Source organism: Amycolatopsis sp. N2S4-7, from assembly GCF_058119595.1.
The window spans coordinates 2,205,871-2,218,076 of record NZ_CP172299.1 but is presented as its reverse complement, the minus strand read 5'-3'; the positions used below and the strand labels follow the sequence as shown (position 1 = coordinate 2,218,076).

Below are 12,206 nucleotides of genomic sequence, written 5' to 3'. Positions count from 1 at the left end.
TGACCAACGGCCGGCGCGCGGCGGTGTTCCGGCGGCACAGCACCGCAGGTCGTTCCTGGACAGGCCGGTGCCGCCCGTTGCCCGCGTTCCAGACCGAAGGGGGAGAGGCGGCCCCGGGCGCCGCCCGGGCCAAGATCCGGTGCTTCACCCCGTGACCGGGTCCTCCGGACGGACCACGAGCACCGGGCAGCCGGCGTGCTGCACGAGCGCCTGGCCGGTCGAACCGAGCAGCATCCCGGTGAACCCGCCGCGCCCGCGGCTGCCGATGACGACCAGCTGGGCCGTCTCCGCGGCTTCCAGCAAGGCGTGCCGGGGGCGGTCGTGGCGCAGGACACGGCGGATCTCGACGTCCGGGTACTTCTCCTGCCAGCCGGCCAGCCGCTGCGCGAGCAGCCGTTCCTCGTCGTCCTTCACCGACGCCCACTGCGGCATGATCCGGATGGTGTTGTAGAAGTCTTCGTGGGCGACGTCGCTCCAGGCGTGCACCGCGACCAGCGGCGCACGGCGTGACGAGGCCTCTTCGAACGCCGCGGCGATCGCCAGCTCGCTCGGCGGGCTCCCGTCGACCCCGACCACCACCGGCCCCGGCTGTGAGTCGTGTGCCGAGCCCGGCCGGCCCCGGATCACCGCCACCGGGGAGTGCGCGTGGCTCACGAGGGTGGCCGTGGTGGTGCCGAGCAGCATCCCGGCGAGGCCCCCCGAGCCGGTCGCGCCGACGACAACCATCCGGGCCCGCCGCGAACGTTCGGCGAGCAGCGGCGCCGGAGCCTCGATCGGCGTCTCCGTCGTGATCACCAGGTCCGGATCGACCGAAGCGGCCAGCTTCCGGGCGACGGCGACGATGCGTTCGCCGTCTTGGCGGACCGCGTCGATCAGGACGGCGATGCCCGCCAGGCCTCCGCAGTGACCGAGCGCGCCGATGTGCAGGCCGTGCACGATTTCGAGGTCGAGATGACGGGAGGAGGCCCGCTCGGCGGCCCACGACACCGCCGTCACCGAGGCTGCCGAGCCGTCGGTTCCCACCACGATCGTCCGGTTCCGGGCCTTCACCGGACCTCCTCGTTTCCCGCGTCCTGGGTCCGGATCACCGCGACCGGGCACGGCGAGTGCACGATCAGCGCCTGGCTGGTCGAGCCGAGCAGCATCCCGGTGAAGCCACCGCGGCCCCGGCAGCCGACCACGATCAGCTGCGCGTGCTCCGCCCGCTCGAGCAACGTCCGGACCGGGCGGCCACGGGTGGCCTCGAGCTTGATCGTCAGGTCCGGGTACTTGTCCTGCCAGGGCCGCACCTGCTCGGCGAGCCTGGCGCGTTCTTCCTGTTCGATCTCGGCGGGGTCGTTCCGCAACGGATGCGCCCGGAGCACTTCGCCGGCGACGATGTCGCTCCAGGTGCGCACCGCGGTCAGCCCGACGCCTCGCAGCCGTGCCTCTTCACACCCGAACGCCAGTGCGCCCTCGCTGTGGGACGAGCCGTCCGTGCCGACGATGACCGGGCCCGTGTCCGGTGGCGGATCCTGCGGCCGCCTGCCACGCACCACCACGATCGGGCAGTGCGCGTGTGCGACCACGGAAACGGCCGTCGAGCCGACGAGCATCCCGGTGAACCCGCCGAGGCCGCGGGAACCCACTACCACCAGCTCCGCGTGCCGTGACTCCTGGACGAGGGCCGCGACCGGGTTCCATTCCCGCGCGGCCACACCGATGTCGAGGCCGGGAGACTGCGCGAGCACCGCGGCCCGCGCCTCGGCCAGCCGGCCTTCGGCGTACTCGGCCAGCCCGGCGCGCACCTGTTCGCCGGCCCCGACCGCGATCGGCGCGCGCACCGGCGGCAACGCGTAGACCTGCACCAGGCGCAACGGCCGGTTTCGCCGGAGGGCTTCGGCACCGGCCCAGACCGCGGCGCGCAACGCGGAGGACGAGCCGTCGACCCCGGCGACGACGGCGCCGTGCGTGACCCGGGCCGCCCGCCGGCCGTCGAGCGGTGCCGGCCGGACCCCGCGTGGCGTGGTCACGACGTACTCCCGGCGACGGCCGCGGCGGCCAGGATCGCGCCGATCTCGTGGCCCCAGGCCCGGATCAGCGGCCGGTCGGCGGCCCCGTCGAACACCCGGTGGTCGCGGGCCGCCAGCTGGCGGACGAGGTCGCGGGCGGGCTCGTCCCGCTCGTCCACCGGCCCGCGGGAGAACAGCCAGACCGGAAGCCACCGCAGACCGTCCGAAAAGGACTCCGCGAACTCCCGGGCCGGGTCGAGCCACCGGCCCCGGTGCACGGAGCTGCCGAGGACCACGGCGTCGAAGCCCTCGAGCGAAGAGACGAGCCCGACGTCGCGCACCTCGACCTCGGGCGCCACTCCGGCGTCGGTCAGCGCGGAGCCGAGCGACGTGGCGAGGTGTTCGGCGATTTCCCGGGTGGCGCCGTGCCGGGTGGCCACCGCAACGAGGATTCTCATGGTGCCAGCCTCGCGCGTTCGCGGCTTCGTGAGCAGAGGCCAACGACCTCGACGGACCGGCGAAAGGCTCCGCCGCCCGCTCAGTGGACGACGGCGACCGGGCAGGTGGCGTGCGCGAGCAGGTCGTTGCCCGTCGATCCCCGCAGCGCGCCGGCGAGCGGGCCGCGGCCGCGGCTGCCGACCACGATCAGCTGGGCGCCGGGCGTGATGCCCATGAGCGCACGCGCCGGCTCGCCGTCTTCGACGACCCGCGTGGTGATCTCCAGCTGCGGGTGCTTCCGTGACCAGCCGGCGACCAGCTCCTCGAGCGCGCGTCCGTCCTCGGCCTGCTGGTCGGCGAAGGAGGGTTCGATGCTGGGTGTCCGTTGGCGGGCGGCGTGCGCCACGACCAGCGGTACGCCACGCGCGGCCGCCCCGTCGGCCGCGAAGTGCAGCGCTTCCGCGCTCGCCGGTGAGGAGTCCACGCCGACCACGACCGGGCCCCTGGGGTCGGCGTGGCCGCGGAAGACGACCACCGGGCACTTCGCGGCCGCGGCGACCCGGAGAGCGACCGAACCGACCAGGGCGCCCCGCAGGCCGCCGAGGCCGTGCGAGCCGAGCACGATCAAGGGCGCGGTCGCGGACTCGGCGAGCAGCAGGTCGACCGCGAGGCCGGGCCGCACGTCGATGCCGATCTCGAGGCCCGGTGCCGCGGTGCGGGCGATCTTCGCCGCGTGGTGCGTCCGCCGGGTCACGTGTTCCGGCAGGAATTCGGAGTCCTCGCCCGGATCGACCACGCAGGCGTGGAACAACCGCAGGCCCGTGGTGCGCCGAGCCGCCTCCTGCGCCGCCCACCGGACCGCGCGCAGCGACCCCTCCGAGGCATCCACGCCGACGATCACCGCGGCCTTCGCCTTTTCGGCCATCGCCGACTCCTGCCCTCCGGCGCCGCCCGGACGGCGACCCCCTTCCAGCATGTCCTCCGCCGCCTCCCCGCGGCAGAGCACGAAGACCCTTCGCCGGGGGACCAAATCCGGGAACGGCTCCCGGCGCCCCCGGCACTCAGGCCGGCCCGCCGATCCGAATCCCGTTCGCGAACGCCGAAGGGCGCCCCGCCGCCCCAGATCGGCACCCGCGCGAGCGCCTCTCCCGAGCTCGACGTCGCGCACGCCGCGGCGTTGCCCGGGGGAGCGACGACCGGGCGCGTAGGCTGCGTGGTGAGTGCCCCGGACCCGGCGCGACGACCGGTCCGACCGAGGAGCACGCCATGGCATCCGCCGATCTCGCGGGAATCGCCGAGCCCCACCGCAGCGCGGTGACCGCCATCATCGATCTGGCCCGTCAGGGCCTGTTCACGGACGCGCAGGCGCTCCTCATGATCGGCCGGATCCGCGCCGCGGCGGGTGAACCCGCTGTCCGGGAGGGGACACCGTGACGGCCGCGCGGGTCCTGCTCGCCGACGGCGAGGTGCCGGGATCCGCAGGCACCGCGGCCGTCCTGGCCTTGCCCCCCACCGGTGAAGTACGCCGCGAACCTGCTGTCCGCCCCGGGTTTCCCCGCGCTTCCGGTCCTCGGCGCCGACGGCGGGCCGGAACTGCGCGGCCGGCCCTGGGCCGGCTGACCGGAGGCCGATTCAGCTCGGGACGGGGGGCTCGTCGCCCGGCGCCGCGAGACCCTCGGCCGGATCCAGCCCGAGGATGGCGAGCAGCGTGGCGCAGTCGCCGGCGTCGTCGGCCGAGGAGGCGACCGTGCGGGCACCACGGCGGCGTTGCTCGGGGCTGAGGGCGAACGGGTCCGGCTCCCTGCCCGGGGCCACCTTCGGCTGCCTCATCGGGGTGGCTCCGCGGTGCCGTCCACTCGCCGGTGACCCGGTGTCGCAGTGATCATCACAGCCCTCCGCCCGGTCGAGGCCACTTCAGGGTGGCACCACCGAGGTCCGGGGTGGACACCACCGACGATAACCCGCCCGGCCCGCTCGGGGCGTCGGCGAACGGGTGGATCCAGGTGGTCGGCCCCCGGGACCGTCGCCTGCCGGAAAACGGGATCCGGTGAACGATCGGGCTCGCCGCCCCTGGCGCGGTATGCTCGGAAACAGCGCCGAGGTGCCCGGTCCCCGCCCTTGAGACGACCGGACGTCCGCGCCCGCGCCCGAGGTGGCGAGCCGGACGGTGATGCCTGGAGCGAACCCATGAAGCTCAGTGCCCTGACCATCCGCCGTGGCCCCGACTTCGAACCGGTGGTACTGCTCAGGGCCGGCACCCGCGGGGCACCGTCGCCATCGCCGGGGCTGAAGCTGGGGGAAGAGCTGATCGGCCGCACGGCGATCCTGGCGCTGGACGGCGAATTCGACCTGTACACCGCGCCCGAGGTCGACCGGACCCTCGACCTGGTCCTGCGCCGGTGCCCGCGGCGGCTCGTGGTGGACCTTTCGCGGGTCCGTTTCCTGAGTTCGGCAGGCCTCGAAGTGCTCGCCGCCTGCCACCGGCGGGCCGTCCCGCGGACCGACCTGCGCATTGTGGCGGCGACGCGGTCGACGTGGCGGCCGTTGCGGATCGCCCGGCTGCACGAAACCCTGGTCATCCACAGCTCGCGGGCAGCCGCGGTCGCCGCTCCCGGGTTCGGGGAGCCACGCGCGTGGTCGCCGTGATCCGCGGTTTCCGGCAGGTCTAGGGGGTCTCGGCCGCTTCGCGGGCGATCACGTCGTCGGCCGGCCGGTTCTGCGACAGCAGCGATGCCGGTTGGCGGGGGACCGGTACTCGCGCTGGTGTCCTTTTCGGACGTTCATCGGCCCGTTCCGGTCGTGCCTCGGGGTGTCCGGGCCGGTACCGGCTCGGTCACGCGTCCTCGCGTCCCGTGTTCGGCGGGGGAGGTCAGGAGACTTGCCCGCTTTCGGTCTCCCAGCCGTCTTCGGTGGTGCCGGGGTGGGGCCGGGGCGCCGCCGGAGCGACGAGGACCCCGCTCGCGGCCAGGATGTCCGCGGCCGGCCGGTGTTGCCGCGGCGCACTGTCCCCTTCGGACACGGTGTACGCCACCCCTGGTGAGGTGGCCCTCCGCGCCGTGAGCACGGCGGCCAGCCCCGGCAGTTCCGCCGCGAGGTCACGCGACCACGGCCACCAGCCGCCGTCGACGTGACCAGCCGGTCCGCTCCGCGGTTTCCACACCAGCCTGGGTGCGGGAAGCGCCCCCCGACGCGGCCGCGCGGCGGACGTTCTGGTTCTGGTGGGCGATTCCGGCGTCATGCCGCTGTCCCGTCCCGATCGTGGTGACCGAGGTGGAGGGAGAGGAGTGACGTCGTCCACCGGCGTGACACGGTCCGGACAGCTTGGACGTGCCACGCCATCCACCAGAACCGAATCCCCGGATGAGGGACCCTCGAAAGGAGGGCGACGGTTCGGGTCCGGTCGGCGCGCGAGATCGGTCTGCCGGGCGGCGCCTCGGACCGCGGACGCCGCCGGAGCCGGCTCAGCCGTCGTGGGCGGCCACCGGTCGTCGCCCCGGCGTCGGGCCGGAGCGGCCGGGCCCGGCTCTCCCGGCGAGAGTCGCCGAGGCCAGCTTCGCCACGAGCGCGGCCGGTGAGCCGGCGTCGGCGAACAGCGCGCGTTGGCGTGCCGCGCCGGTTTCCCCGGCCTGCACCGCGGCGAGCTGCCGGTCGATCGTCGTGAAGTCCCCGTTGGCCTGCAAGGCCGGCCGGACGTACTCCAGGAGCCGGCCGACGAGCACGTGGTGCGGGAGGACCTGCCCGGTGAAGGGGTCGATGCCGTGGCCGGGGTAGCCGCCGCGGGCCGCGGCGGTGAGCGATGCGACAACCAGCGCGGTCCGGACCGGCCGGGGCACGACGCCGGCCCGGGCCTCCGCGAGGATCGTGACCACGAGGGCGCGGGACAGCCCGGCGAGCAGCACCGCGTCTTCGGCCGTCAAGCCGACGTCCGCGATGCGGATTTCGACTGTCGGGTACTTCGGTGAGAGCCGGGCGTAGTAGTAGATCCCGTTCGCGTCCAACGCCTCGCCACGGCGTACCGCGCCGTCGACGCTCGCGGCGTAGGCGGTCGCGTCCGGCCAGTCCAGCGGCGGGCTCGCGGTCGGCCAGCGCGACCACAGCGGGTACCGCCCGCTGGCCCACCCGGAGTCCGCGTCGTGGGCGAGCGGCGAATTGGCGCTGATGGCGAGGAGCGGGGCGAGCCAGGGCCGCAGGCCGGCCAGGACCCGGACACCGAGTGCCGGGGACGGGATGCCGACGTGCACGTGGCAGGCGCACGTGCCGGCTTCCGCGAGGAGCGCGGGGTACCGGGCGGCCAGCGCGCGGTACCGGGGTTCGGCGGTGACGCCGGGCAGGCCCGGCAGGTCGCCGCACGGGGGTGTCCCGGACGCCAGCACCAGGCAGCCGGCGTGGCCGGCCGCGTCCGCCACGAGCCGGCGCAAGCCGAGCAGGTCCGCCCGGATTTCGTCGAGGCCGGTGTGGATCCCGGTGGCGGTTTCGATCTGGAACCGCAGGAACTCCGGCATCACGGCGGGTTCGCCGTCGAGCAGCTCCAGCACGCGGGGCGCGGCGAGCGCCACCCCGCCGGTCGCCGGGTCCGCGAGGACGAACTCCTCCTCGACGCCGAGGGTGAGGTCGTTCCTTTCCGGCAGGGAAAGTCGCACTTGCACGGCGGGGCTCCGTCCCTCGTCCGGATCGCCAGTCTCACCGCTTCGCCCGCGCCCGGGTAGGGCCTCAGGTCACCCGTCGCGGAACTTTCGGCCCTTCCGATCCTGCCCGGATCGGCAGCGGACGGAGAAAGGTTCCTTCGGCCTCCGGCCGGGGGCCGTGTGACCCTGGGCGGACCGTCGCCGGAGCGGCCACGATGGCCGGAGGCCGGACGCCCGCATCGCGCAGAGCCGGGCCGGCCGGTCGGCGAGAGGACAACGCATGCAGATCCAGATCAGCACGGACCGAACGGTGCCCGGCGGCGAAGAGCTGATCCGGCACTTCGAGGGGGAGCTGGCCGCCAAGCTGTCGCGGTTCAGCGACCACCTCACGCGGCTGGAAGTCCACTTCAGCGAAGAGTCCGCCGCCGCAGGCGGAATGGATCGCCGCTGCGTGCTCGAGGCCCGGCCGGCCGGACGGCGGACGGTGGCCGTCAGCCACCACGCGGGTTCGGTCGACGAGGCGTGCCGGGGTGCCGTGCACAAACTCGAGAGCGTGCTCGACGGCGTGTACGGGCGGATGGACCACCACAAGGGCGGGGACTCCATCCGGCACCAGGGCGAGGGCGCCGGATCATGACCGTCCACCCCGGACAGAGTTCGGCCGGCGAGCCGATCGTGCCGTCGGTCGTCATCGACTTCCCGCGCCCCCGCCGGTCGCCGGTCCGCCGGCACCAGGATCTGACGATCACCGTGGAGAACCTCGGCGGGACGCTGGTCGTCGCCGTGGACGGTGACGTCGACCTCTGCACCGCGCCGATGCTCCACGACGTCCTGGAAGCGAACTTGAGCCGGGCGCCGCGGCGGATCGTCGTGGACCTGTCCCTCGTCCGGTTCCTGAACGCCGCCGGGCTGGAGGTGCTGCTCGACGCCCACCGCCGGGCCACCCCGGGCACCGATGTGCGGCTGGTCGCCACGACGCGCGCGACCTGGCGGCCGCTGCGGCTCACCTGCACGGACGAACGCCTGGCCGTCCACACTTCGCGGGCAGCGGCCATGGCGGCGCCGCGGTGGGCGGCGGACACCGGCTGACCGCCGGGAACCGGTTGCACCTGCGTGAAAGCGACAGCTCAGTTCCCGGTCAGCTCGTCGAAACCGGGCGGGCGGGCGTCGAGGATGTCGGTGGCCCGTACCAGGCTGACCTGCTCATCGGAGGCGGCCCCCTGCCGGCGGACGGGCACCCAGGTGGTGCTGGTGTGTTCGTCGCGCAGGCTGTGTCCCGCGACGGTCCCGACGTTCTCGCACCACGCCGGGGCCGCGGACGAGGCCGGACGCGCGCGGCGGCGGTAGCGGACGAGCCAGCCGGGCGGGTAGCCACCGCCGTGGCGCGTGGGCCACGGCCGGTACGGGCTGCCCGTGGCCCGAGCCGCCGGATACGGATCGGTTCGCTCGTCGTCCACCAGGGCCCGCCTTCGCTCGCGGCGCACGGCGCGCGCCATCATGGGTCGCCGGGGTCCGGGGCGCGGTCTTCCAGACTAGAACGGGAGGTGCCGGGCACGGTTCGCCCAGGTGAGTGGTTCTCCGGCCGGGTGGTCAGGCTCCGCACGCCCGCGCTGAAGACGGCGAGCAGGGGCACGGCGAGCAGGGCACCGACGATGCCGGCGGTGACGAGGCCGGCGGCGAGGGCGAGGACGACGGCCAGGGGGTGCAGCCGGACGGCCCGCCCGAGCAGCAGTGGCTGCAGGACGTGGCTTTCGAGCTGCATGACACCGACGACGACGGCGAGCACGATGACGGCCGCCCACGCGCCGTTGGCCACCAGGGCCACGAGGACGGCGATCGCGCCCGCGATCACCGAGCCGATGACCGGGACGAACGCGCCGAGGAAGACCAGCGCGCTCAACGGAGCCGCCAACGGGACCCCGACGATCACCAGGCCGAGGCCGATGCCGACGGCGTCGACGAACGCGACGGCCGCCGTGCCGCGGATGTAGTGCGCCAGGGTGGTGAATCCGCTTCGCCCGGCGACGTCGACGCGGTCGCGCAGGCGGGCCGGCACGGCCCGCAGCACGAACACCCAGATCACCCGGCCCTGGGCGAGGAAGAAGATCAGGCAGAACACGGCGAGCAGGGACTCGGCGAGCAGTTCCCCCACGGTCACCGCCGTGGTGAGGGCACCCGAGGCGATCGCCGACTTGTTCCGGCCGAGCATGGCGGTCAGGTTGCCGAGCATTTCGTCGAGCTGGCCCTGGCTCAGGTGCAGCGGCCCGGTGCGCAGCCAGGTGTGCAGGTCGGTCAGGCTCGCGGTGACCTGGTCGATCAGCCCGGGCATGCCCATGGTGACGTTGATGACCACGAACGTCACCACGCCGCCGGCCAGCACGATGCCTCCGACCAGCACGATCGCGGCCGCCAGCCCGCGGGGGACCTTCTTGCCGGCCAGCCAGGAAACGGCCGGGGAGAACAGGCCTGCGAGCAGCAGCGCCACGGCGACCGGGACCAGCACCGAGGCCAGCTTGACGGCCACGAACCCCAGAACCGTCAGGGCGGCCGCCACGACCAGCGAGCGCCAGGCGACAGCGGCCGCGACCCGGAGCCCGTACGGGACCGGGGAAGAGTCGGGGTCCGGCATCGGATCAGCGCACCAGCGTGGCGGAGCGGTCCGGTGCCGCCGTCCCGGCGGGGTGGTGCGGGGTGGTTCGCGCTGCGGTCATGAAGATCCTGCTCCTGGTGGGGGACGGCCGGGCCGGCCACAGTGTCGGTCGCCGTGAGAGCAGGGTCCGGACGCTCGGCAATCCGCGCTCCGATCATACCGCCGGCGGCCTTCCGGCGCGGTTTCGTTCGCCTGGCTGGGCCGTCCCGATCCTGGCCGCCGCGGTGACCGAGCCGGACGGATCCCTCTTGAATGGACGCCGCGCGGGAAACGCGGTGCCGGAACACCCTGCCCGGTGGACCGCGCGATCAGCCGCCCGCGCGGTGAGGCGAACCCGGTTCGGGGGCGTCGCGGAGGTAGGGCTCAAGCCGCTCGGCCAGCGAACTGCGGGTCGCGGCGGCCACCGGTCCGGGACGCTCCCGGCCGGTGTGGCGTCCGGCGGCCGTGTCGGCGACGAACCGCGCGACCGCGTCCGGGGACGGCACGAGGTTGTCCTCGCCTTGGTACGCGAGGACGACCGCGGCTTCGGCGGGTTCGGTCTCCACCGCGAGCGACCAGCCGCGCCGTTCGCTCCACACCAGCATGACGTCGTGGTCCGGCCGGTCGAGCCAGCGTCGCGGCAGCCCGACGTAGGCGGTGGCCGTGTCGCTGATCTCCACCGTCGTGCTCTCGTCCGGGACGCCGACCGCGGCTGCGACCGCGCGCACGTATTCGCCGAGGCTGCGTTCCAGGGTTCGGGTGTCGGGTTCGGCATGCTCCATGCCCGCCACGCTAGGCGGCCGCCGACCGGCGTGCCGGGCGGGCACGGTACCGGTCGGTGCCCGGGGGGCCCCGGGAATTTTTCCGGTGGCTCGTTCGTTGTAATTGTTAGCTGCCCTCTCTCGCGCGGCACCTTCGCGGGCCTCTTGCGGCCTCCATCTCCTCCGGGTTTGAGTCCGCCTCCGGCGGGCTACCCGATATTCGATCGCCCCGGACCCTGGCGAATGGACACGTCACGGAAAGAGCGATTGAAATGACCCACACCCTGGAACGCCCGCCGACCCGGCCGCCCAAGGCCGCCGAACCGATGCTCGCGGGCGAAAAATCCGGCACCGAAACCTTCCTGGTCAAGCTGTTCGCGGTGGTGCCCCTGCTCGCGCTGGCCGCGGCGGTACCGTTCGCCTGGGGCTGGGGCCTCGGGTGGACCGACGTCGCCCTGACGGTCGGGTTCTACTTCCTGACCGGGCTCGGGGTCACGATCGGGTTCCACCGCTACTTCACCCACGGCGCGTTCAAGGCCAACCGCGGCCTGCGGATCGCGCTCGCCGTCACCGGCAGCATGGCCATGCAGGGCCCGGTGATCGGCTGGGTCGCCGACCACCGCCGCCACCACGCCTACGCCGACCGCGACGGCGATCCGCACTCCCCCTGGCGCTACGGCACGTCCGCCGCCGCGCTCGCCAAGGGTTTCTGGCACGCCCACATGGGCTGGCTGTTCGACCGGGAGAAGACCAACGCGCAGCGGTTCGCCCCCGACCTGCTCGCCGACCGCGACATCGCCCGGATCGACCGCTGGTTCCCGGCGCTCACCGTGCTCACCCTGCTCGCCCCGGCGTTGATCGGCGGCCTGGTGACGATGTCCTGGTGGGGCGCGCTGACCGCGTTCTTCTGGGCGAGCCTGGTGCGGGTGGCGGTGCTGCACCACGTCACCTGGTCGGTGAACTCCCTGTGCCACATGATCGGTGAGCGGCCCTACGCCGCCCGCGACAAGTCCGCGAACTTCTGGCCGCTGGCCATCGCGTCCATGGGCGAGTCGTGGCACAACTCCCACCACGCCGACCCCACCGGCGCCCGCCACGGCGTCCGCCGCGGCCAGCTCGACATGTCCGCCCGGCTGATCTGGCTGTTCGAGAAGCTCGGCTGGGCCACCGACGTGCGCTGGCCCCGGCCGGAACACCTGGCGCGCAAGCTCAACCCCGGCTACACCGCGGCGCCCCGCGGGTTCGGCAAGCTGGAGCGCGGTCTGTTCACCGAGACACCGGCACGGCGGCAGCCCGGCCAGGGGAGCCGGTCATGACCGCCGTTCGCGAGGAGGTCCGCCTGCAGCTGAAACCGGCGGCCGGCGGCGGGTACGTCGACGGAGCGTGGTGGCCGCGCTCCCGCGACGCCGGCGCCGAGTTCGCCGACCTGACCACGGCGGTGCGCGACCAGGTGGGCCAGGTCGAGCGGATCAGCTACCCGCTGGGTGACGGCTGGGAGATCACCCGCCGCAAACTCGTGGTGGACGGCCGCCTCGTGCGGCTGGAAGGGTTCCACGCCATGCCGGCGCACACCCTGGCTCTCATCGGCACCCAACAGCGGCGGCTGACCCTGCTCGTCATCGCACCCGACACCCCGCAGGACACCGCCACCACCGCCCTGAAGACGGCCGCGGAGCCGGACAACACCGCAAGTCCCGAGGACATCCTCGCCGCGCGGAGCAGGGCGCCGGAGCGGGCAAACGGGTAGCGAGCCCCGCGTTGC

At 74.0% G+C, this 12,206-nt stretch carries 16 protein-coding genes; 6 read left to right on the top strand and 10 right to left on the bottom strand.

The window, feature by feature from the left end:
• Positions 1 to 144: 144 nt before the first annotated feature.
• From ACH54P_RS10275 to ACH54P_RS10260, 4 genes are all read right to left on the bottom strand, one after another.
• Positions 145 to 1,050, bottom strand: coding sequence for a universal stress protein (locus ACH54P_RS10275; protein ID WP_489912125.1), 906 nt, complete (start codon positions 1,048 to 1,050; stop codon positions 145 to 147).
• Positions 1,047 to 2,012: a universal stress protein gene (locus ACH54P_RS10270; protein WP_489912124.1), complete on the bottom strand. Its 966-nt coding sequence runs from the start codon at positions 2,010 to 2,012 to the stop codon at positions 1,047 to 1,049. Before ACH54P_RS10270 ends, ACH54P_RS10275 begins: the two co-directional genes overlap by 4 nt.
• On the bottom strand, positions 2,009 to 2,449 hold the full coding sequence (locus ACH54P_RS10265; RefSeq protein ID WP_489912123.1) for a flavodoxin domain-containing protein: 441 nt from the start codon (positions 2,447 to 2,449) through the stop codon (positions 2,009 to 2,011). Before ACH54P_RS10265 ends, ACH54P_RS10270 begins: the two co-directional genes overlap by 4 nt.
• Before the next feature lie 80 nt (positions 2,450 to 2,529).
• A complete protein-coding gene (locus ACH54P_RS10260; protein ID WP_489912122.1) occupies positions 2,530 to 3,354 on the bottom strand; it encodes a universal stress protein in 825 nt (274 codons plus the stop codon).
• A 341-nt stretch (positions 3,355 to 3,695) separates the two neighbouring features.
• Here ACH54P_RS10260 and ACH54P_RS10255 point away from each other — a divergent pair, with 341 nt between their 5' ends.
• On the top strand, positions 3,696 to 3,863 hold the full coding sequence (locus tag ACH54P_RS10255; RefSeq protein WP_489912121.1) for a hypothetical protein: 168 nt from the start codon (positions 3,696 to 3,698) through the stop codon (positions 3,861 to 3,863).
• A 198-nt stretch (positions 3,864 to 4,061) separates the two neighbouring features.
• Here ACH54P_RS10255 and ACH54P_RS10250 read toward each other — a convergent pair whose 3' ends face one another.
• On the bottom strand, positions 4,062 to 4,259 hold the full coding sequence (locus tag ACH54P_RS10250; protein WP_489912120.1) for a hypothetical protein: 198 nt from the start codon (positions 4,257 to 4,259) through the stop codon (positions 4,062 to 4,064).
• 357 nt (positions 4,260 to 4,616) lie between these two features.
• On the opposite strand from ACH54P_RS10250, the gene ACH54P_RS10245 reads away from it, so the two are divergent.
• Positions 4,617 to 5,075: an STAS domain-containing protein gene (locus tag ACH54P_RS10245; RefSeq protein WP_489912119.1), complete on the top strand. Its 459-nt coding sequence runs from the start codon at positions 4,617 to 4,619 to the stop codon at positions 5,073 to 5,075.
• Positions 5,076 to 5,298: 223 nt separating this feature from the next.
• Here ACH54P_RS10245 and ACH54P_RS10240 read toward each other — a convergent pair whose 3' ends face one another.
• On the bottom strand, positions 5,299 to 5,589 hold the full coding sequence (locus tag ACH54P_RS10240) for a DUF5994 family protein (protein WP_489912118.1): 291 nt from the start codon (positions 5,587 to 5,589) through the stop codon (positions 5,299 to 5,301).
• A 301-nt stretch (positions 5,590 to 5,890) separates the two neighbouring features.
• Positions 5,891 to 7,075, bottom strand: a complete 1,185-nt coding sequence (locus ACH54P_RS10235) for a carboxylate-amine ligase (protein ID WP_489912117.1) — start codon at positions 7,073 to 7,075, stop codon at positions 5,891 to 5,893.
• Positions 7,076 to 7,334: 259 nt separating this feature from the next.
• Between ACH54P_RS10235 and ACH54P_RS10230 the strand changes: the two genes are divergently transcribed.
• Together ACH54P_RS10230 and ACH54P_RS10225 are read left to right on the top strand one after the other, a co-directional pair.
• Positions 7,335 to 7,691: an HPF/RaiA family ribosome-associated protein gene (locus tag ACH54P_RS10230; RefSeq protein WP_489912116.1), complete on the top strand. Its 357-nt coding sequence runs from the start codon at positions 7,335 to 7,337 to the stop codon at positions 7,689 to 7,691.
• Positions 7,688 to 8,143, top strand: a complete 456-nt coding sequence (locus ACH54P_RS10225; RefSeq protein ID WP_489912115.1) for an STAS domain-containing protein — start codon at positions 7,688 to 7,690, stop codon at positions 8,141 to 8,143. Before ACH54P_RS10230 ends, ACH54P_RS10225 begins: the two co-directional genes overlap by 4 nt.
• A gap of 38 nt (positions 8,144 to 8,181) precedes the next feature.
• Here ACH54P_RS10225 and ACH54P_RS10220 read toward each other — a convergent pair whose 3' ends face one another.
• From ACH54P_RS10220 to ACH54P_RS10210, 3 genes are all read right to left on the bottom strand, one after another.
• On the bottom strand, positions 8,182 to 8,511 hold the full coding sequence (locus tag ACH54P_RS10220) for a hypothetical protein (protein ID WP_489912114.1): 330 nt from the start codon (positions 8,509 to 8,511) through the stop codon (positions 8,182 to 8,184).
• Positions 8,512 to 8,549: 38 nt separating this feature from the next.
• Positions 8,550 to 9,683 carry an AI-2E family transporter gene (locus ACH54P_RS10215; protein ID WP_489912113.1) on the bottom strand — a complete coding sequence of 378 codons (1,134 nt, stop codon included), beginning with the start codon at positions 9,681 to 9,683 and terminating at the stop codon, positions 8,550 to 8,552.
• 329 nt (positions 9,684 to 10,012) lie between these two features.
• Positions 10,013 to 10,465 (bottom strand): DUF6292 family protein, encoded by a 453-nt coding sequence (locus ACH54P_RS10210; RefSeq protein WP_489912112.1) that lies wholly within the window; start codon positions 10,463 to 10,465, stop codon positions 10,013 to 10,015.
• Positions 10,466 to 10,716: 251 nt separating this feature from the next.
• Here ACH54P_RS10210 and ACH54P_RS10205 point away from each other — a divergent pair, with 251 nt between their 5' ends.
• Together ACH54P_RS10205 and ACH54P_RS10200 are read left to right on the top strand one after the other, a co-directional pair.
• Positions 10,717 to 11,760 carry an acyl-CoA desaturase gene (locus ACH54P_RS10205; RefSeq protein WP_489912111.1) on the top strand — a complete coding sequence of 348 codons (1,044 nt, stop codon included), beginning with the start codon at positions 10,717 to 10,719 and terminating at the stop codon, positions 11,758 to 11,760.
• Positions 11,757 to 12,191, top strand: coding sequence for a DUF5994 family protein (locus ACH54P_RS10200; RefSeq protein ID WP_489912110.1), 435 nt, complete (start codon positions 11,757 to 11,759; stop codon positions 12,189 to 12,191). The genes ACH54P_RS10205 and ACH54P_RS10200 overlap by 4 nt, the downstream gene beginning before the upstream one ends.
• Positions 12,192 to 12,206 lie beyond the last annotated feature (15 nt).

Excerpts from the sequence above, each read along its gene's own strand:
- ACH54P_RS10265 (WP_489912123.1), bottom strand. The coding sequence starts at position 2,449 with ATGAGAATCCTCGTTGCGGTGGCCACCCGGCACGGCGCCACCCGGGAA.
- ACH54P_RS10260 (WP_489912122.1), bottom strand. The coding sequence starts at position 3,354 with ATGGCCGAAAAGGCGAAGGCCGCGGTGATCGTCGGCGTGGATGCCTCG.
- ACH54P_RS10255 (WP_489912121.1), top strand. The coding sequence starts at position 3,696 with ATGGCATCCGCCGATCTCGCGGGAATCGCCGAGCCCCACCGCAGCGCG.
- ACH54P_RS10250 (WP_489912120.1), bottom strand. The coding sequence starts at position 4,259 with ATGAGGCAGCCGAAGGTGGCCCCGGGCAGGGAGCCGGACCCGTTCGCC.
- ACH54P_RS10245 (WP_489912119.1), top strand. The coding sequence starts at position 4,617 with ATGAAGCTCAGTGCCCTGACCATCCGCCGTGGCCCCGACTTCGAACCG.
- ACH54P_RS10230 (WP_489912116.1), top strand. The coding sequence starts at position 7,335 with ATGCAGATCCAGATCAGCACGGACCGAACGGTGCCCGGCGGCGAAGAG.
- ACH54P_RS10225 (WP_489912115.1), top strand. The coding sequence starts at position 7,688 with ATGACCGTCCACCCCGGACAGAGTTCGGCCGGCGAGCCGATCGTGCCG.
- ACH54P_RS10215 (WP_489912113.1), bottom strand. The coding sequence starts at position 9,683 with ATGCCGGACCCCGACTCTTCCCCGGTCCCGTACGGGCTCCGGGTCGCG.
- ACH54P_RS10210 (WP_489912112.1), bottom strand. The coding sequence starts at position 10,465 with ATGGAGCATGCCGAACCCGACACCCGAACCCTGGAACGCAGCCTCGGC.
- ACH54P_RS10205 (WP_489912111.1), top strand. The coding sequence starts at position 10,717 with ATGACCCACACCCTGGAACGCCCGCCGACCCGGCCGCCCAAGGCCGCC.
- ACH54P_RS10200 (WP_489912110.1), top strand. The coding sequence starts at position 11,757 with ATGACCGCCGTTCGCGAGGAGGTCCGCCTGCAGCTGAAACCGGCGGCC.